The 21,115-nt window shown below is 39.1% G+C and carries 14 protein-coding genes; 3 read left to right on the plus strand and 11 right to left on the minus strand.

Annotated elements, in window-relative coordinates; genetic code table 11:
* Positions 1-15: 15 nt before the first annotated feature.
* Together QWZ01_RS09675 and QWZ01_RS09680 are read right to left on the minus strand one after the other, a co-directional pair.
* Positions 16-3,168, minus strand: a complete 3,153-nt coding sequence (locus QWZ01_RS09675) for a SusC/RagA family TonB-linked outer membrane protein (protein ID WP_290323108.1) — start codon at positions 3,166-3,168, stop codon at positions 16-18.
* Positions 3,169-3,980: 812 nt separating this feature from the next.
* Complete coding sequence (locus QWZ01_RS09680) at positions 3,981-4,124, minus strand: hypothetical protein (protein WP_290323109.1); 144 nt, start codon at positions 4,122-4,124, stop codon at positions 3,981-3,983.
* Between the two features lie 401 nt (positions 4,125-4,525).
* Here QWZ01_RS09680 and QWZ01_RS09685 point away from each other — a divergent pair, with 401 nt between their 5' ends.
* The gene (locus QWZ01_RS09685) at positions 4,526-7,798 is read left to right on the plus strand and encodes a glycosyl hydrolase (protein WP_290323110.1); all 3,273 of its coding nucleotides are present in this window, start codon (positions 4,526-4,528) and stop codon (positions 7,796-7,798) included.
* A 264-nt stretch (positions 7,799-8,062) separates the two neighbouring features.
* Here the strand turns inward: QWZ01_RS09685 and QWZ01_RS09690 are convergent, their stop codons facing one another.
* The 4 genes from QWZ01_RS09690 to QWZ01_RS09705 all read right to left on the minus strand — a co-directional run bounded on the left by QWZ01_RS09690 (position 8,063) and on the right by QWZ01_RS09705 (position 12,732).
* Positions 8,063-8,881, minus strand: a complete 819-nt coding sequence (locus QWZ01_RS09690; RefSeq protein WP_290323111.1) for an AraC family transcriptional regulator — start codon at positions 8,879-8,881, stop codon at positions 8,063-8,065.
* 17 nt (positions 8,882-8,898) lie between these two features.
* Entirely contained in the window at positions 8,899-9,987 is a 1,089-nt protein-coding gene (locus QWZ01_RS09695) for an aldo/keto reductase (protein WP_290323112.1), read from the minus strand.
* Positions 9,988-10,129: 142 nt separating this feature from the next.
* On the minus strand, positions 10,130-11,623 hold the full coding sequence (locus QWZ01_RS09700) for an ArnT family glycosyltransferase (RefSeq protein ID WP_290323113.1): 1,494 nt from the start codon (positions 11,621-11,623) through the stop codon (positions 10,130-10,132).
* Positions 11,624-11,625: 2 nt separating this feature from the next.
* Entirely contained in the window at positions 11,626-12,732 is a 1,107-nt protein-coding gene (locus tag QWZ01_RS09705; protein ID WP_290323114.1) for a YncE family protein, read from the minus strand.
* A gap of 213 nt (positions 12,733-12,945) precedes the next feature.
* Between QWZ01_RS09705 and QWZ01_RS09710 the strand changes: the two genes are divergently transcribed.
* Positions 12,946-13,410, plus strand: a complete 465-nt coding sequence (locus QWZ01_RS09710) for a response regulator (protein ID WP_290323115.1) — start codon at positions 12,946-12,948, stop codon at positions 13,408-13,410.
* A 1-nt stretch (position 13,411) separates the two neighbouring features.
* Here the strand turns inward: QWZ01_RS09710 and QWZ01_RS09715 are convergent, their stop codons facing one another.
* From QWZ01_RS09715 to QWZ01_RS09735, 5 genes are all read right to left on the minus strand, one after another.
* Positions 13,412-13,819 (minus strand): response regulator, encoded by a 408-nt coding sequence (locus QWZ01_RS09715; protein WP_290323116.1) that lies wholly within the window; start codon positions 13,817-13,819, stop codon positions 13,412-13,414.
* Positions 13,820-13,824: 5 nt separating this feature from the next.
* Entirely contained in the window at positions 13,825-14,910 is a 1,086-nt protein-coding gene (locus QWZ01_RS09720; RefSeq protein ID WP_290323117.1) for a hybrid sensor histidine kinase/response regulator, read from the minus strand.
* Between the two features lie 61 nt (positions 14,911-14,971).
* On the minus strand, positions 14,972-17,065 hold the full coding sequence (locus QWZ01_RS09725; protein ID WP_290323118.1) for a sensor histidine kinase: 2,094 nt from the start codon (positions 17,063-17,065) through the stop codon (positions 14,972-14,974).
* A 109-nt stretch (positions 17,066-17,174) separates the two neighbouring features.
* Complete coding sequence (locus tag QWZ01_RS09730) at positions 17,175-19,487, minus strand: Rv1355c family protein (RefSeq protein WP_290323119.1); 2,313 nt, start codon at positions 19,485-19,487, stop codon at positions 17,175-17,177.
* A 106-nt stretch (positions 19,488-19,593) separates the two neighbouring features.
* Positions 19,594-20,346 (minus strand): hypothetical protein, encoded by a 753-nt coding sequence (locus QWZ01_RS09735; protein WP_290323120.1) that lies wholly within the window; start codon positions 20,344-20,346, stop codon positions 19,594-19,596.
* A gap of 332 nt (positions 20,347-20,678) precedes the next feature.
* On the opposite strand from QWZ01_RS09735, the gene QWZ01_RS09740 reads away from it, so the two are divergent.
* Positions 20,679-21,077, plus strand: a complete 399-nt coding sequence (locus tag QWZ01_RS09740; protein WP_290323121.1) for a nuclear transport factor 2 family protein — start codon at positions 20,679-20,681, stop codon at positions 21,075-21,077.
* Positions 21,078-21,115: the final 38 nt, after the last annotated feature.

Consider the following 21,115-nt stretch of genomic DNA (forward strand, 5'->3'; position numbering starts at 1 on the left):
ATTAAGGGTGTACAATTAAAAAGTAACATTTAAATTCAAACCGTAGTTACGAGTGACTGGCTGATTAAATACGTCAACCCCGCCAAGTCCGTTAGCTGTTGAAGAAGTAACCTCCGGATCATACGGTGCCTTTTTATAGAAATAGATCAGGTTGCGACCGGTTAGTGATAGTTTCACTGCCCGGATAGCGGCGGTTTTTGGTAAAGCAAATGTATAACCTACAGCTACCTCACGTAATCTTACTACGGTAGCGCTGTAAACATACTGACCCAACGCCGCGTTACGGCCACCTATGGATGTATACCATTTTTGAGCATCTAATGTTGAAACAGCTTTACCATCAGGATCAACACCGTTAATTTTCACACCACCGGCATCGCGTGCATCACCGCTAACTTTTGATACGCCGTAAGCATCAAGCAATGATTGCATTACTGATACAACTTGTCCTCCAAATTTGCCGTCAACCAAAAAATTCAATGATACATTTTTGTAGTTGAAGCTGTTATTCCAACCCAACTGAAATTTAGGAGCAGGATTAGCTATTTTATTAAAATCGGTGCTCAACAAAGGCGATCCGGTTGCTGTGATAAGGATACGCCCCTGCGCATCTGTCTGTAGCGTTTGGCCGTAAATATCTCCATATGAGCCGCCTTTTGTGAGGTAAGCACGATAGCTGTTTGTATTACTGAGCTGATAGATGTTAATGCCATCTTTTGAATCCAGATCAATGATCTTGTTTACATTTCGTGAACCATTTAATGTTGAGGTCCAGTTGAAATCAGAGCCTGAAACAAAATTATAACCCAAAGTAAACTCGAGGCCTGTATTTTGAATATTACCTGCATTTACATATCCAGCACCAAACCCTGTAGTAGGATCAGGAGTAATAGGAATGGATTGATTGTATGTATTTGATTTGTAATAAGTAAAGCTAAAGTTCAATTTATCATTCAAAAATCTTAAATCAGTACCTAACTCCAACGCTTTGGTTTTTTCTGGCTTAAGGGTTGGATAAGGTGGCCTGTTAGCCAGGGTTACACCGTTTGAGCTTGGAGGATTATTGGGGTCTGCCGCGTTATTAACGGGATTAGATGCGTATTGCTGCACGGTATTACCAACCTGTGCGTACGAACCTCTTACCTTGGCATAAGTAATAGCTTCTGGCAGTTTAACCATTTGGCTTACAATGAATGATAAACCTGCTGATGGATAAAAATAATGATCTGTTGGTGTAAATGCGAGGTTTGATGACCAATCGTTACGTGCGGTAAGCGTTAAATAAACCCAATTTTTATAGGAAAGGTTGGCATTGGCAAATATGGCCTGTATTTGATTATGGTTATTGGCCAGTGTATTAACATTGCTTCCTGAATTTACGCCTTGCGCTTTATTTGATACTTGAATATTTTGAATGGTAAACAAGTTAGGTGTAATAAGTCCGTACCCGCCAGTTCCTGTACCCCAGTTAATTCCAGAGGTAAAGTTGTCGGTGATGCTTGTTCCCACTAAACCATCTAATTTGAAATCAGATTTACCGGGCAAAGTAAAGTTCACGATAACATCGCCATATTTATGATTATAAACCTGATCTGAGCCTGAATAACTACCATTATTATTGCTGGTTGCAAGCGGAGCAAGCGTACCGGCATAATAGCGCTGATCATAGGCATCATCAGTACGGTCAACCGTTCCGCGAGCCTGAATATATAACCAGCTTGTAAAATCATACTTTACGCTGGCATTCATAATGATACGGTTACGCTTGGAGATATTTGTATTCCTATTGATGATCCACCATGGGTTTTGCTGCAGATCTTCCTGGAAAGGCCAGCTTTGGGTAGGCACGCCATTACTTCCTAAAGGGCCTTCATAGCTATTTTTGTAAGGTAATATGTCCTGGCCACGCGGAAACAGGTACAAGCCGGTTAAAGGGTTGGTATAAAAACCTATGGTTGGGCTATTGTTGATCTGCTGGGTTATATAATTAGCGTTTGCATCAACTGTTAGCTTACTATCTAAAAACTTAGCAGTTTCATGCAAGTTAATGTTATTTCTGGTGAGCTTGTTGCCGGGCTCAACACCTCTTGCATCTGTATTGGCATAAGAGAAATAGGTTTGAGCTATTTCATTACCACCAGATAAACTCAGTGCATTTGTAAAATTATTACCGGTTTGATAAAAGTCTGAAAGGTAATTTTTTGCAGGCGTAGCCAATTTAGGACCAAAACTTGTTGTAGAGCCCGCTGTAGTAGCGCCGTAGTTGTTCTGAAATTCAGGCTCATAAGCATTTTTGCTTATTGATGCCGCTGATGAAAAGTTTATGGTAGTTTTGCCGGACTTACCTTTTTTGGTAGTTATAACAATAACACCGTTAGCAGCCTGGCTGCCATATAATGCGGCTGCCGAAGCACCCTTTAAAACGGTTAGGCTTTCAATATCTTCAGGGTTTAAGTTAGATATACCATCACCACCATCAGGGGTACCGCCGTAGGTGCTGTTAGGCTGGCCGTTAGCATTTGCACTGTTGCTCATCGGCACACCATCAATCACGTAAAGTGGCTGGTTATCACCCGTAGCCGATCTGTTACCGCGTAATAGAACCTTTGAAGAGCCACCTACGCCAGATGCACTTGGGGTAATGGTAACACCCGCAACCTTACCGTTAACCGAGTTTATTAAGTTATCACTTTTAACAGCCGTTAGTTCCGGCCCACCAACTGATTGGGTAGCATAGGTAAGTGATTTTTCTGATCTTTTAATACCAAGCGCAGTTACCACTACCTCATTCAACCCCTTCGCCGACGAGCTCAGTACTACGTTGAGAGCCGCAGCATTAACCACAGTTAATTCTTTAGTGGCATAGCCTATGTATGTAAAAACCAAAATATCACCAGGATTGGCCTGTAAACTGAATTTACCATCTGCATTTGACTGCGTGCCCGTTTTAGTACCCTTAATACTAATGTTTACGCCAACCAAAGCCAGGCCTGTGCTATCTTTTACCGTTCCGGTTATCGGCCCAGCTTGTTTTAAATTAGTATAACCAAAAGCCCCACGGCTCCCGGCATTATATTTATTCTTCCCGAGTACACGGGTATTTTTATTTGCAAAAGCACTTATGCCTAAGAAAATAAATAAATACGTGATAGATAATTTTTTTATCATACAGATGAATTTGAATTTTGAATTAGTTAATAGTTCAGTTAATAGTAGCTCGAGTGTCTGTTTCGTGTTATTAAGGATTTTATTTATACAGTTTTTATCCTGAGGCACACTTTATCACGTTTATCGGCCTTCAAAGAGAGTAATTGGGAATAAATTCAGAAGAAGCATCGAAAAAATCACCACAAATTGCCAAAACGCTTACGGCGTGTAACAATTATATGTGTTTTTGTTAATAAATTTTCATTATATAGTGTTAAATTTAAAAAAATGATTCTTTTTAAAATTTTTTCAAATGAATAATGTTTTAACATCTATTTTTTACGAGTTTTTATTTTTTATTTTAAGTGTTTTATGTAATTAGCAAAAGTTTTGTCAGATATTTTATTTAAAAAATTAAAAATTTTGATAAAAAGTTAAAAAATAATGGCATTAAATACTTTTAAACGTCTAAAAAATTAAATTTTATAAAATCTAGAGCCATAAATAAAATAATTTATTGCCATTTTGTAAATAAAGACATTACAAAAAGAGACTAATGAAATTGATACAGAGAACCTGAATAATATTGCGCTTATTTTAACAATCTACTAGATGAATGGCAGATAACTTTAAAGCTAAATAGAAAAAATGCAAAGCCATCCGGTATTTTATACTTAACTATCGATTAATATTCGATTATTCAGAAAATTTAGCCCAGGAGGGTCTGATTTTAAGGAGTGGAGCAATTAGAGATCTGATTGAAAGGGAACTATCCCGGTATAGCGTAAAAGGCTGACAATACGCTTCAGATTGAGAAGATCGATCAATTCGGATTAATGCCTGATCCGGTTTTCGGCTTTAGAGGTTAGCCTGTTGAACAGATTTTCAATATCGCTAACCAGGTATCGATCAACGTATACCGAATACCGGTCCCTGTGTTTGATAATGTGGGTGACTACAGGTACGTAATTTAACATTAAAATCTTCTTCAAGCGCTTCGCCGAAATATGATACGTTTGGCAAATCTGCGTTTGGCACATAAATAACTGCTTCTCCATTAGATTTTTACATTAGTCCATATTGATTCATTTAACGTACCCTTACAACTAAAAGTTGTATTTATTGAAATTAAATTTCATTAAGCCGATTGAAGTATCTGATCCAAATGATTCATATCATAAATTTTGGTGCTTGTTTGGAAGGCCTTTTTGTTGACAATAAATGCTATTATTAAAGCGAGCGAATAAGCATTTGTTCAATTTCATTGTTTTATCAAAGTTAAACCTATATTTAGGAGCCGTAGTTCTGGATCAGCACTATTCAGTTTCAATTTGTTGTTCTAAGCCGGTAACATTATTCAAATACTAATTCATCGCCAATGAAATTCCTAAATATCAAAAAGAGATATGGTATGATATTTTTTGCTGTTTTTTTTGTGACTGCATGTACAGTTAAAAAGCAGATTGAAAAGCAAACGGTTTTGAAAGCCGATTCATTAACTAATCTGCAGAAACATTTCAGCGCCATACCTGATTCCGTACAAACAAGTGTTTATTGGTATTGGATGTCTGATAATATGTCGGTTGATGGAGTGGTGAAGGATTTAGAGGCCATGAAAAAGGTTGGTATCAACCGGGTGTTTATCGGTAACATTTGGCAGGATGATGTTAAACCGGGAAAAGTTAAAATATTTTCTGACGAATGGTGGACTATCCTGCACACTGCCCTAAAGAAAGCATCGGAACTCAATATTGAGGTAGGCATATTCAATAGCCCAGGCTGGAGCCAATCTGGCGGCCCTTGGGTTAAGCCTGAGCAAGCCATGCGTTACCTTACTTCAAGCGAAATAATGGTAAAAGGCCCCGGCAAGTTGGTTAAAGTACTGGCGAAACCTAATCCTGATTTCCAGGATGTAAAAGTTATTGCTTATCCAGTGGCACCAGATTACTTTAATAATATTACATCGTTAAATCCAGCGATATCCGCTGTACCTGCTATTGAAAATATCAAATACGCGTTTGATAATAATGAACAAACCAGTGTAAAATTAAAAGAAGACAAATCTTTTGCGTTATCTATAAAATCAAAAACAAGCTATACGGTACGCAGTTTTACCATAGTGCCTAAGTCAAGTTCACTGAACGTTAATGGCGATATCCAGGCAGAGGTATACGGACAGTATAAAACTATCAGACAATTTTCAATAAACCGGAGCAATGATGCCCTGAATGTGGGTTTTAACCCGAAGGCGCCAGGTGTGATCTCTTTGCCTGAAACAACGTCTCAAAACTTTCGCATTGTATTTTCAAATACATCAAACGGGGAAATAGCTGAGATCAAGTTATCATCAACTCCTTATGTAGAGCAATTTGCTGAAAAATCATTGGCCAAAATGTGGCAGGATCCTTTTCCGCTTTGGGGCGCCTATTTATGGAAAACCCAGCCTGTTGTTAACGATAATAAATATGTAATTGATCCGGCTAAAGTTGTAGATATTTCAAAATATATGCAGTCTGATGGTACCTTAAAATGGAACATCCCCGCCGGGAACTGGGTAATAGAAAGAAGCGGCATGACTCCTACCCAGGTAAAAAACGGGCCCGCATCGCCAGAGGGCACCGGTTTAGAAGTAGACAAAATGAGCAAAGAAAATGTTGCAGCGCATTTTAATGCTTATTTAGGCGAGCTCCTAAAACGCATACCCGCAGAGGACCGTAAAACATGGAAAGTTGCTGTACAGGATAGTTATGAAACCGGAGGTGAGAATTGGACCGATGATTTTGACAGGCAATTTAAAGAAACTTACGGTTATGATCCTACACCATACATTCCTGTACTTCACGGAAAGGTAGTTGGCAGTCAGGATATATCGGATCGCTTTTTATGGGATCTGAGACGTTTAATTGCCGATAATGTTGCTTATAAATATGTTGGTGGTCTTCGGGATATCAGCCATAAGTATGGCTTACATACATGGTTGGAGAATTATGGGCACTGGGGATTTCCAGGAGAATTTTTGCAGTATGGCGGCCAGTCAGATGAAATTGGAGGTGAGTTTTGGGCCGAAGGCAACCTGGGCAATATTGAAAACAAAGCGGCTTCTTCAGCCGCGCACATTTACGGAAAAACCAAGGTTTCGGCCGAATCATTCACTGCAGGTGCACAAGCTTATGTCAGGTATCCTGCTTTATTGAAAAAGAGAGGCGATAGATTTTTTACCGAAGGAATCAACAACACCTTGCTTCATGTTTATATAGAACAACCCTATGAAAATAAAACTCCGGGTATCAATACCAATTTCGGCACCGAGTTTAACCGTAAAAACACCTGGTTTTATGATATGGACATCTTTTTAAAATATATTAAAAGAACCAATATGATGTTGCAGCAAGGCAAATATGTGGCAGATGCCGCGTATTTTATTGGAGAAGATGCCCCTAAAATGACTGGTGTGCAAAACCCGGAATTACCACAGGGTCACACTTTTGATTACATAAACGGAGAGGTTATCATGACCAGGCTTTCTGTAAAAAATAGCAAATTGGTATTGCCCGATGGCATGAGTTACAGTATACTTGTTTTACCTAACCTAACCACCATAAGGCCCGAGGTATTAACAAAGATAAAAGATCTGGTAAACGATGGTGCTATAGTTTGGGGACCTAAGCCAGAAACCTCTCCAAGTTTACAGAACTATCCTAATGCCGATCAACAAATTAAACAATTAGCAAATGAGCTTTGGGGCTCTATTGATGGTAAAACCATAAAAGTTAACAAGTTTGGCAAGGGAATGGTGATCAGCGGCATTGATATGCAGGAAGCTTTAAAGTTGATTAAAGTGGTACCAGATTGTAAGATTACACCAACGGTGGCCGGGAGTAACATTCTGTATACGCACCGTACATTGCCAGAGGGTGAAATTTACTTTATTGCCAATCAGGAAGATAAAAATGTAAATTTTACTGCAACATTCCGCACAACAGGCTATGTTCCTCAGCTTTGGAACCCTGTAAACGGTAGTATTCGCGATCTGCCTCAATTTACACAAACAGAGGAAGGCACTTCGATAACTTTATCCTTATCGCCTGCAGAAAGCACATTTGTTATCTTTCGCAAAAAGGATGATGTAGCACCAGTTAACGGGCAAACAAATTACCTTTTACCTGTTAAAACAGTACCGATAAAAACACCCTGGCTGGTTAGTTTTGATGCTAAGCAACGCGGCCCTGCAAAGCCTGTTATATTTAATGAATTAACTGATTGGTCTGTAAACTCGAATGACAGTATTCGTTATTACTCCGGATCGGCTGTTTATAGTAATAAAATAAATATGAGCAAGTTAAAAACCGGCGAAACAGTTTATTTAAACCTCGGTATGGTGAAGGCCATAGCCAAAGTAACAATCAACGGCGCTGATGTGGGTGGTGTATGGACGGCTCCTTATAAAATAGACATTACCAAGGCATTGAAAAACGGTGTTAATAATATTCAGGTTAAAGTAGTGAACACCTGGGTTAACCGGCTTATTGGCGATAGTAAGCTTCCGGTTGAAGAACGTAAAACATGGTTAAACTATGATCCCTACAAACCATCAAGCAAGCTTCAGGCTTCCGGATTAACGGGGCCGGTGACGCTTGAGGTTATGAAATAAGCAAACATTTGAATGAAATGAATAAAACTCATCCAGCTTGATACTGTTGACTTTGTAGATCATTTCATTGTTCCATTAACTATCAATAAATTTTCAGTTCGTCAAACCGAAAATTTATGCCCCGTATCTCTGCGGGGCTTTTTTATTTTTTAATATTGATACTCACGCAACACTTTCTCCCCCCATTATAATTGCTTCATGGAATAAACTTGAACTCACCTCCTAATTAATCACATAACGTGACAAAATAATTGACCAATAATATTAAGCAGAAAGCATTGACGGAGAGTAGCCAAACTGTTTTTTGAAGGCGTATGAAAAATGCGACAGGTTTTCAAAACCTACTTCCATATAAATATCTGCGGCTTTTCGTTTCTTTTCAGTGAGTTGATAATGGGCCAGTTCTAAGCGTTTTTGTGTGAGCCATTTTTGCGGAGTAGTGTAAAATGCTTTCTTGAAATCGCGTTTAAACGTTGTCAGGCTTCGGCCGGTAAGGTAGCCGAATTGATCCATCGGCATATTGAACATGTAGTTCTTTTCCATAAACTCAGTCAGGTTAATCTTTCCGGGTTCTCCAAAGTGGCTCAAAGTATTAAATAAGCGCACATCCATTTCTTTCAGAATAGATATTGCTTCATCTATCTTTCCCTCGGCAATATTTTCGGGTAATTCGTTCTTGAGGTCAAAGTAAGGCAGTAAGGAATTGAACAAGCTCTCAAGCAGCGGATGTGGATTCAATAAACTTATACCTAGTTTATGGTCGCCGGTTTCTGGTTTAAGGTGATATTTAGCAAAATAATGCTGCACGGATTCGGGTGTAAAATAGATTGCCGCAGATTTATAAGGCTGACCATCTTTAGGTAATTTCATTATTTTAGCCAGCTCCAATCGCGGAAAAAAGATGGTATCGCCGGCTCCTACAATAAGTGTGCTGTCGGGTAAGATGATCCTCATCTCGCCCGACAGCATCCTGATCAGCGTATTCTTTTGAACAACAAGTTGATTACTGTGGTATTTCCCCTCTGTACAAGTCAAAAAAATATTGGCCTTTGAAACGGCCTGAATAGTATGGCTGATCATCATGCAAATTTATGATAAAATCAATATTTACCAGGTTGCATATTTGCTATCAACGGAACAGGCGCCGGTTTAAACCCATTTATCTCCACACCACCATGCTGCATCATAGGTATCATGTCTTTATACTCAGAAAGAAAAGTAGCGGGCGGTGTAGAAAGTTGGTTGAGCGATGCAACCTCCTCGGCAGATAAATGTATATCTGTGGCAGCAATATTTGCTTCCAATTGTTCCGCAGTACGTACACCTATAATAGTTGAGGTAACACCTGGCTTATTATTTACCCATGAAAGTGCAATAGCTGCAGGCGTAGTGCTGTGTACTTCAGCTAAACGCTCCAGTTCATCAATAATACTCAACTGTTTCTCGGTCAGTTCTGCACCACCATTACGAGTGGCAAAGCGGCCTTCAGCCTTTCCCATATTTTTCCGGTTATATTTCCCTGATAGTAATCCGCCCTTTAATGGCGACCAGGGTGTGATACCTAAACCCAACTCCAGCGCCATTGGCACCAACTCATCTTCTACCGTACGTTGCATTAGTGAATACTCTATCTGCAAACCTATAAATGGGGTCCAGTCTTTAAACCAGGCAGCTGTTTGTGCTTGTGCAATTTTCCAGGCCGGAGCATCGCTGATACCTATGTAACGTATTTTTCCACTTTTTACCGCATTATCGAGCGAGCGCATAGTTTCCTCCATCGGTGTTAAAAAATCCCAGGAATGTATCCAGTACAGATCAATATAATCTGTTTGCAACCTGCGTAATGATGCTTCAAGATTGGTCATCAATGCCCTGTTTCCTGTGCCACAAGTGTTGGGGTTACCGGGAAAAACGTTATTAGCAAACTTTGTAGCTATAACTGTTTGCGTACGTAATGATGAGTTTTTACCAATAACATCACCTATGATTTTTTCCGAATGATTGTTAGTATAGATATTGGCTGTATCAATAAAGTTGCCACCTTTTTCTACATAGTTATTAATGAGTTTGGTGCTTTCTACTACGCTTGCTCCCCACCCCCAGTCTTCGCCAAAGGTCATAGCACCTAAACAAAGTGGACTTACTCTCAGTCCGGATTTACCTAATATTCTGAATGATTGTAATGACATAATGCTGTTTTAATTTGATTATTAATTAACAGCACAAAACTAAGCCTGTTTTAAACCCTATGCTTTGTTTAAAAGGCTTATTTAACTTTGTTCAGAAGGCCAACAAACAACAGATACATTCCCGAACTCTCAATAATCGCATTTAGTTTCCTTCACCAGCTTTGAGCCTGAAGACGTTGTAGTTAAACATACATTGAACCGATACGTAATTCTTGTTGGTAAGGCTATCAATAAAAAGTCTCAGATCCTGATCAACCCACTGCTTATATTCAGGAAATAACGGTACAAGTATCATCTCTGCTTTACTTCTTCTCAGATCCTGAAATAGTCGCTGTTTGGCTACCTTGGTTTGCGTAACATTAAAATAGATACTTGGAGATATCCTTTCCGAATATGCCTGTACCTGCGAACCAAACCCAGCTACATATACTTTATCATATTGGTTGGTATTGGCTTTTACCCATAAGCCTAATTGCCTGCTCGCGCTTTCATCAGGCTCAATATATGGTTCATGGCAAAAGTTCCTGGCGAATTGAAATTCACCACTGAACAACCTCCCCACGTTAACGATGGGTTCAACCGTTTTGGGCGAAAAACAGATCCATATGATCAGCATTACATTTCGCATGGAGATTTTAAAGGCATTGATCAAGTGAGCAAGCGACAGACCTCCGGCAAGCGATACAGCTGGTATCAGTTCTTTCAGATCGACACGGGCATAATTACCAACAACGTTTATACCTATAAAAACAAAAATTATCCATAGCAACAGCCAGTCAATCTTTTTTTTGATAAAAATATAAACCAGTATGAGGGGATAAAACAATATGATCTCTGAGTAAAAGAACATATTATGGAATTGAACCATTCTGGTAACTAAATCACTATTATTTATGCTACCGGGCCCAAAATTATCCTCAAACATGTAAAACGCGATATCCTTGAAATTTATCCCCGTGAAATGCACAAAAAGAACCAAAGTTCCTATACCAACTAAAATGCCACTACAAAATCGTAAAGTAGCCTTCCGGCCTTTATAAAGCGCAGTAATCAGTAAGGTACAGATAACGAAAATGGCCGATAATCGAAAACCTAATCCAATTGCGGCAATAAAGCCGCTTAAAAAAGCCTTGTCATTATTTTTCGAGCATATCAAGAAATAAAATGACAGGATATTGCAAACTACCTCATACGTTTCTGTGAAAGAAACATACCTCCCATCGGCGCCATGCCATAATACAGAAAGCCCAAATAACGAAAGAGTAAACACCCCTGCTCGTTTTCCGGAAATCCTAACAGCGATTTTATAAATATAGAATAAGCCAACCGACTGTACAATGGTTCCAAGTACTCGTGGAAACCAATAATTTACACCGAAAAGCCAATCTGATAAGCCAAATATCACATAAAATAGGGGTGATTTATTATCAGCACCCCCACTATATGGCACAAGACCATATCTAAACCAGTTGCGGCCAATGTAATGCCACATAGCCTCCTCCTGCGACAGAGCAAATCCATTAGTGAACAAGCCTACAAATAATTGAAGAACTGTTAGTAAAACAATAATATAAAACACAGTCCAACTGCCACCTCTTTGCTTTATTGGATCGGTCAGAATATTGGAGCCAGGCATTCTTAATCCTGTAATTTGATCTTTACCGGATAAGTACCTGTAGCAAATGAATATTCTAACTTACCTGTTCGGTCAAAAATATCAACTAACCCATTCGATAAACCGTCTTTAGCATCTCCCACATAAACCTCACCGCTTACAGGATTTGCACATATAGAATAAGGGTATTGAATAGCTGTGCCATCGGTAACAAAACTATCAGTTACCCGAGTCTGGGTTTTGGCGTTATATACAGCTATTTTATTATCCCCCGTAGCGTAATAAATTAAATCGCCGTTTATGCTAATCGGAATACTGCTTTTCTCTACAGTCCCTTTGCCAGTTATTATGGCTGGCTTTACGCTATCGGTATTACTGTCGATAATGGTTACCCCACCAGGGCTTACAATATAGTTCTGAAAATCATCGGTGTAACTTGAAAACACATAAACATTACCGTAAGCATCTGCTGCTAAACTTACGGGATAAGGGATTACGCCTATCCTTTTTATCTCCTTATTGGTTGCCAGGTCAACCACAGATACCGTATTGGTAACCCCGAAGCCTGAATCTGCCACATATAACTTATTATTCTGCACAACAAGTCCTTCCTGGTAAAAAAATCCCGGCAAAGTAATTTTGGTGCTTACTGATAAGGTTGTAGTGTCCATGACCGCAACTGTGCCATCATAACAGCTTATATAAACGTTACTTTTATAAAAGGCCATGCTTCTGGGCTGTTTATTATAATTAAACCAGGGAGATTCAATTGTGGCATTAAGCAAACTATCCTGTTTGATCAGCTTTCCGGTTTTAGGGTTTACAACATCCACAACATTTGAATTGGTGACCGCGATATACATTTTTGAACCGTATATCTCCATGTCATTTGCTGTGAGTCCTAAAGGTTTGCCATTAATGGTTAGATACTGATCAGGCATATATTGTTTTGTATCCAAATCATATAAGGAGAGCGAGCTTTCACCAATTTGCCCCACATTCAATATATATAGCCCTTTAGTTACAGGTATACTTGTTGCAGTCCCTGGCTTAATTTCGGTTTTGCGGCATGAGCCAATGAGTACAGTTACAAAAACAATCAAGGTTGATCGAAGTAAATTTTGCATCATAATAATTGCCAACTAATTTTCTTATCCGAAAATGATGCTTCACGCCGATTTGGAGAATTTTTTTACACCCAACAACAAAAACTGCATGATGAAAAAGTGTATCTTAAAACAAATCGCCAAATTCAACCTAATATTATTTCCCCAATTGATCAGATTTGCACGATTTTTGACTTATGAGTACTTTTGGGAATCCTTACATTAGCAGGAACAGTCATGACTTCAGAAAAGATTAGTGTATTATATGTCGACGATGAGGAAAACAACCTCGTTTCCTTCAAGGCTGCCTTTAGGATCAAGTATAAGGTATTTACCGCTATCAGCGGAACAGACGCCTTAAAAATATTGGAAGAACATCCCATTGTGATTATTATTACCGATCAGCGGATGCCGGGTATGACCGGAGTGGACTTTTTGGGACAAATATTGGAAAAATATCCCGACCCTATGAGAATACTACTTACAGGATATGCAGATATGGTAGCCATAGTTGAAGCCATTAATAAAGGGAAAATATTTCATTATTTAACCAAACCCTGGAACGAGGATGAGGTGATCTCGGTAATTAATGCAGCATACCAAAAATACCTGGAAAATAAACTTTTAAAAGAAACAAATGATAAGCTTGCGGTATCAAACGATCAGTTGGAATTTATGCTGAGGCAAAGACTCCTTTCCTGAATCATTTTGTAACTGTATCCAATTCCTGTAAAATACCTGTCAATTTGCTTTTGGTTAAAGGCTTTTCAACTATATCCCGAACCGAATCAAATCGCATCATGCGGGAATGATCATTATGATCAATGGATGCGGTCAATGCATAAATCAGATATTTTTCACGAACAAAAGATGGCAGCTTCTCAAATTCCTGTACAAATTGAAATCCATTGATTAAAGGCATATACAAATCCAGAAAAATCAGCGTAATATCGTTTGTTTCTTCGGATTTGGTTTCGATATCCTTCAAGGCATCCCTTGCGTTATTCATCGTTTTTATATTACCGAAGCGATCATCCGTTTGTTCAATAACCTTTCGTACCACAAAGCGGTCAAGGTCATTTTCATCGATGAGCATGTACGAAAGTTTCATTTAATTTAAACTGAGGGGATATTTACTTTAAACGTAGTACCTTTATGCATTACAGAGCTCACTTCTATTTGACCATTAAGTTTAAGCAATGCGCTTTTTACATTATATAACCCAAAACCGGAACCAGACTCCTGCGAATTAGCCCGGTAAAAAAGGTTAAAAATCTCTCCCACATGAGTACCTAAGATACCGATACCCGTGTCTTTCACATGTATGGTAACCATGTTGTTCTCCACTTCTATACAAACATCAACAGATTTATTTTTACTGTTTTTGTCCTGATACTTAAAGGCGTTTGAGAGCAGGTTATTCAAGATCAGTTTAATAGGCACTTCATCCCCTCTAAATACCTCATTCTGCTTTACAACCGCTGTAAAATTGACACCTTTTACCATAGATACAACGTTGTATATGGCCTTCATTTCTTCAATGATCTTGTTAAAATCAATGCTATCAATATGAAGTTCGCCCCGTTGCAAATTATAATAATCATGCATGCTGATCACATAGGCATCAAGTTTTTTCAATGACTTTTCCATGAGGTACAACATTTCTTTTACCTCTTGCAAATCGTCAATACCACGAGCTACATCAATTGCTCCCAGGATACCTGATATGGGGCCCCTGATATCATGACTTACGCTGTAAGCAAACTTATTAAGCTCATTATAGGCTTTTTGCAATTCATCGTTCTTAACCAGTAGCATCGAGTTAGCCAAATAAAATTTATTGGCTTCCTCTATGGCCGATACCACTTCAGCTTCATTCCATGGTTTTGTTACGTACCTGAAGATATTGCCCTTATTGATAGCATCAATCATGGAACCAATATCATTATAAGCAGTTAGAAGAATTCGTACCGGCAATGGGTAGCTGGTACATATTTGTTCAAAAAATTCTACTCCGGTTATTCCCGGCATCCGCTGATCGCAGAAAACTACGCGTATATCAGGGTTGTTTTCCAGATGAGCAAGCGCATCTGGTATATTCGATGCAGTAAATACCTGATAGTCCATCCGTAAGGTGGCTTTGAACCCTACCAGGTTTTCTGGTTCATCATCGATATATAATATGTTAATTTTTGTGGGCATAGGTTAATCTAAATCTACAAAATATTTCAATATATAATTTACAATTATTTGATCAAATTTTTCATTCCACAATACTCCAGTCGGCTACTAACGGTATATATATGGTAAACTCTGTCCCTTCATCTAAATAACTATCCACCAGTATTTTCCCATGGTGCTTTTTAATGGTGTTATAGGCAATAGACATTCCAAGCCCGGTACCTTCCCCTACTTCTTTCGTTGTAAAAAAAGGTTCAAATATTTTGTTTTTGGTAGTTTCGCTCATGCCTATACCATTATCTTTAATGCTGAAGATGGCATATTGATCATCCGAGGTACTTGTAATCTCAATTTCGGCTCCAGGCGCTTCTCCATACTTTTTCCGGACGGCATATGCCGCGTTAGAGATAATATTTAAAAACACCTGGTTAAGTTTACCGGCAAAGCACTCAACTTTCGGAAGTTCAGAATAACTTTTAATAACCTCAATACCATGAAGCATATTGTTGGCAATCAGAATAGTAGATTCCATTCCTTCATTCAAATCGGCAGATTTAAGATTATCCTCGTCCAACCTCGAGAATATTTTCAACCCTTTTACAATTTCGGTGGTACGGCTGGCTCCTTCATTGATCCCTTTCAATAAATGCTTTATTTCGGCCAATACATAATCAAAATCATTCTCATCCTTATATGCCTTCAATTGTTTTTTCTTTTCCTCTGCAGGAATAGCAGACAAACCGATATTTTCAATCTCGGTTATGGCATCTAAAACCATATCTATATCTCTTTTCAGGGGCTTTATATTGGAGCTTACAAAATTTATCGGGTTATTAATTTCATGCGCAATTCCTGCAGTAAGCTGACCTAATGAGGCCATCTTTTCAGCTTCAACCAGCTGTGATTGTGTTTGCTTAAGATCATCAAGGGCCCGGTTCAATTCACCATTGGAGGCAATCAGCTCGCCTGTACGCTCTTGTACTTTGTGCTCCAACATAGCATTCTGCTCCCGGATTATCCGCTCATTTTCCTGCAATGCGCTTACCGTTTCTGCCTGCGATTTTTCCTTATCGGCTTTAAAGATGTTTATCCTGTCGGCAAGTGCAAGAGATAGTAAGGTTACTTCTAATGCCGTGCCGGTCTGCATGGTGTAATTGGTTAGGTTATTATAGGGCAATACTCCTAAATTTCTTAAAACAAATAAAATGACCCCCACCAAAAACATTGTCCATGCCAGTAAAAAAAGTCGGGCGGGTCTAAAACCTTTAATGGCAAGCCTAACAACCACTATATAAACACAAACCGTTAATAACAGCGCGCATATATCAATCATCCGGTAGCTGGTGTGCTTAAAGCCAAGCAAGCGCCCTGCCATGGCCACTACATAAAACAGCATGATGAATTTAAACACTTTACCCATCAATGGTATTTTTTCACTTACACCCAGAAAAGATTCTGTAAAAAGCAACAGCGCAATACCCGCCAGTGCTGGAAACAAAATAATACCTGCATTAAAAACTTCTGGTGAATCAGCAAATAAAAAACGATAGGTGTAGCCAGATAGCGATGTTTGAGTTAAACAGATCAACACCGTATAACACACATAATACAAGTAACTAATATCTCTTGTAGAAAGAAATACGAAGGCGTTATAAAGAGTCATAACAAGCAATAACCCCACCAGTCCGCCCCAAAACATATCATGTGATAATTTTAGTTCAGCTATCTTTTGCGGTGTACCAATTACCAGCGGAAGTACCATCTGTTCATTGCTTCTAACCCTCAGGTAGAAGGTAACCGTACTATCCTTCGGAATTTGAGCATCAAAAATAAAATCCTGGTGTTTGTATTTGCGGTCGTTAAACATCAGGGTATCACTCAACGTTTTGGAATAATAAACACCATTAACAGGGTAATAGAACGAACAGAGCTCAAGCGTTGGATATTCCAGGTTTAATAGTAGTAACTCGCTCTGGCTTTCATTTTTAATTGTAAAACGCAGCCAGAAATCAGAGGTACTTAATTTCAAATTGGGCACCTGCGTATGCGACATTGTAAAATGAGGCGATTTGATCACCGACTGAAGATCCTTACGATTTGTAGAATCTTCAAGGATTGAAACGTATTGCCCGATAATCTTATTCTCTCCATTGAAATGAATGATTTTCTGGCCCATGCAATTGCATATAGCGATAAACTGAAATAAGATATACAAAAACAGGTGTTTCTTCATGTTCAAAAAATAATCCGATCAGGATAAGGTGAATTATAGCGGAACATCCTTATTAAAATTTATTTGCTGTTAATACTTGTTCCAATGGTAACCTGTATGATTTAATAGCAGGTTCTTCCGCGATAGCTATTTTGGTAAAAAACACTTCAGCACGCTGATCTCCTAAATGAGCCAATTCATCAAAACGTTTTCTTAATGTGGTAAGTTCCTGTTTAACCCTTGGACTAAGCCCTTCTCCGTTGCCATGAAGTATTCTTGAAAACAGATAAAATGGAGAAATCACCGGATGAACGGCCAGGTTAAGCCTGGTAGCCTCCAGCCAAAAACGTTCCATGGCGCGCCCGCCTTCAAAAAAATTCAGCCAGTTATATTTCGGAAGGGTTATCATACACAAGGCAGATGCGGTTTTTACAATTTTTTTCGCCAGCGAATCAAAGCCGTAGCCACCCTCCAGTTGATTTATGGTTTGAATCACTCTCTCATTTCTGATCATACTTAAGGCTGCAAGCTGTCCGTTGCTAAAACCAAGTGTTTGTACATCGATACCATCTTTTTTGTCCAACGCTTCTTCCGGGGTCCATCTCATTTCATGATGAATAAAATCATGATGCCCGCCTGGGTTTAAAAGTCTTGCCCTATCGCAAGCACCAATAATATCTCCAAGCTCCTTTAACTCATTTTCATCTGTAAAATATTGAAAACGCGCACCCGGAATAGTTTCTGTGATGGCGGCAAGGCGCTCCAGAACATTATCCGTAACGGGTGTTTTTGGTGCAGGATTGCGGTTAGTATGCCTTTTAAAAATAACGCTGTCCAGGCTGATAATCTCAGGCTCTGGTGTTTTCACACTGGTTTTGAAACGAATAGCCGCTACTAATTCCTCCGATTCTTTGTCGGGCATAAATTCATAGAAAGCCTCAATTCCCTTATTTTGCGCATGAATGTAAAGGTTTTCAAAGGCTGCGCCAAATGATATAAAAGAGGCATTTTTATGGAAGTCTCCAAAAGAAAACGACCTGAACTGGTCATGAAAAAGAAATAACACGCCCGATTGATACCGCCATTTCCACGGTTGATCATTTCCAGTAGAAGGCGCTGCGCAGGCGGCTGTAACAAATTCTTTTATCAATGCAAGGTCGGGCACAATGGTCTCAGGATCGTTTTGTGGCTGATAACGGCTGGCCAGCAGATCCATTTCCTCTTCTGCAAGGGGTAAAAAAGGATTAACCGGTACTTCTATCGGTTGAATCTTAGGTGCTTTATCCGCAATGATCTCGTCAAGGTCAACATAATACCTGCCCGAATCATGAAACTGGTTCAATAATATGCGCCTGCAGGTATCGGCACCTACAGCTCCGCCCAACACAACTGAACTGGCCAACTGAGGCCAGGTATTGATCGTTTGTTCAACTTCGATCATTGATGCTTTTATGCGTAGTGAAACATTTTCAATACCCAGCATCTGCAGCACTATCGGAACTTTTTCCTCGTTAGTAAGGTCTTTAATGGTTTCGGTATTCACATTTTCAACAAGGCCATGCAAAACCGGGCGTTCCGGCTCAAGATCAAAACGTTCAACATCAAGCATTCCGCGGTCGCTGGTATCCATCACTACCGGAATTTTCAATTCCCGGGCCTTAAAACGTGATATGATCTTCATGTCCAACCCATCGCACTCATCAACCAGCACATCGAGTTTTCCGTTACCCGTGAAAAAATCATCCATATTGTCTGTGTTCAATCCTTCAAAAAAGCAGGTTACATTCAGGAAAGGATCAATTTCGGCAATTTCGCGGGCTGTGATCACTACTTTGGGCAAACCCAGGTTTTGTACTCCTGTACGTATCCGATTCAGGTTACTCAACTCCAGTTCATCAAAATCAGCCAGCCGGAGTTCGCCAAAACCACGTTCCATGGCTAAGGTAAGTGCAATTGATTGTCCTACCGAAAGCCCGATGATACCAATCTTCTTGGTAGTTAGTATCGCCGATTCGGCTTTGGTTATTTTATACTGGTTTCTGTTGGTACGTACCGCTACAAATTCTTCTTCATCTAAAAGATGCACCAACCGCTGGCTCCAGGGGTAATAAACCCATACTCCATAATCCTCCATAGCTGTTGTAGAAATATGCTTTTCAATAAGCGGAGGATATTCTTCGGTCTTGATCTTAATAGCAGGATTAAGGCTTTTGATGAGTTCGCGCAATTGCCCCTCTATTTCGTCACATACGGTTATATACTTGTTTTCTTCAAGCAACCGTTGCAGTTTTGCCTTGTCCTCTGCATTTGTTAACCTAAAAAAAACAGGTTTATGAATATCTTTTGACGTTGTTAGTTTAGCTCGTTCGGTTAATAATTGTTTCATCACAGAAATTATTATCATCTGCTATACGGGAAAAGCAGAAATAAGTTAGAGTAAATTTAAATATTGAAAAAATAGTTCGTGTTAAAGTAATTTTAGGCCAAACCGCTTATGAATTCCCTGGTGTAGGTAATTGCCATTGGTCAAGGCCCGGTATACTAAGTTTAAAATCTATCATGATCTCTTTTTGCTTCAATTCAAACAGTTGAAAATCGTTAGGATCATTTCTCATGTGCTGTATTGCTTCTTTATCTTCATCCAACGCCAGATGCAGATCAGCAACATTTTTTAAAACCATTGCCGTTGCTACTAAATCAAGCTTTGGATAATAAAAGGTACCTTTATTGCCTATACTTTCTTCTAAAACCATACCGCAGTTAACAACCGCCTTTACCGTATAGGGGGCACAGAGCGCAAAAAGTGACTCTATCCCAATTTGAGTCGATATGGCTACACCTGCCCGGATAAGCAAAGGTGAACCTATTCCGTAGCCGGCTAAATATGGAGAATTCCACAGGCCGCACACCTCACCGGTACCCTTGCGGGCGTGATCGGCAACTAATTGCAATACATAGGGGTCCATATCTTTGGTTGCCGATTCAATAGGCAGCAGATTTTTTCCGGAAGAAACATGTACGCGGGCGCCGCCATAAACTTCCTGACTATCCAAAGATTCTACTACGATCACGAAAACGGCTGGGTCTTCGGTCCATTCATTTTTAGATGACGTAACCTTGGTAACGCCTATACTCGCTAAAACATCGGTGTGCCCTTTTACAAATTGTTCACAGGTTCGGGGTTCATTTATTGCCCGGAAAGCTCTGAGCTGGATCTCAGGTATCTTATTAATTGAATTGGTCATGAATGCCGGTAGAAGTTGGGGGTTGTATTATTTATTTAGTTTCAAAATTGCACTTTGCCTGTGAAATTAAGAAGACTTTGCAATGTGTGGCACATAAGTTCATAATATATTACGCATTAACACAATATTCTTTATAGTCTTGATACTATTTAACCAATTAGATAAGCAGAATAGTTAAATTCATAAAGCCGGCACATCATTTAGATGATAACCTTATTGTCTCTCGCGAATGATCTTTGAATGCTGTCGCAATTTGCCCTTAAAATGTCATGATCCCCCCTTTTTGTATGGTGAAGAACCTCCTATTTTTGAGTTAACCAAATAAGCTAATCATGAAAATGAATTATTATCAGCTCGTTACAGCAATTAACAAAGCATTTGAAAAAAATGATCTTGAACTTTTGGCTACACATCTCCATAATGATGTTACCTGGCAGATTATTGGAAGTAAACCAATTCATGGTAAAGATGACTTTTTGAAATGCTGCAGTGAAGCACCTCTGAAGAATAATTCAGTTAAAATAACTATAAATACCCTTTTAGTAGATGGTGCTAAAGCCGCTGCCGAAGGTATCATTGAAGCCGAAACTTTAAAAGGGAAGGCTTACCGACAATATTTTTGTGATATTTATTATTTTGAAGATGACCTGATCAAAACGATGAGTTCATATATTGATACCGCATATGACCGTGAAGTATTAGACGGAAGTGCAATCTATCAAAACAATTAACCTGTACCATTATTAATTATAATACACTAAAATCCATT

It is taken from the genome of Mucilaginibacter aquaedulcis, from assembly GCF_030409325.1.
Classification (GTDB): domain Bacteria; phylum Bacteroidota; class Bacteroidia; order Sphingobacteriales; family Sphingobacteriaceae; genus Mucilaginibacter; species Mucilaginibacter aquaedulcis.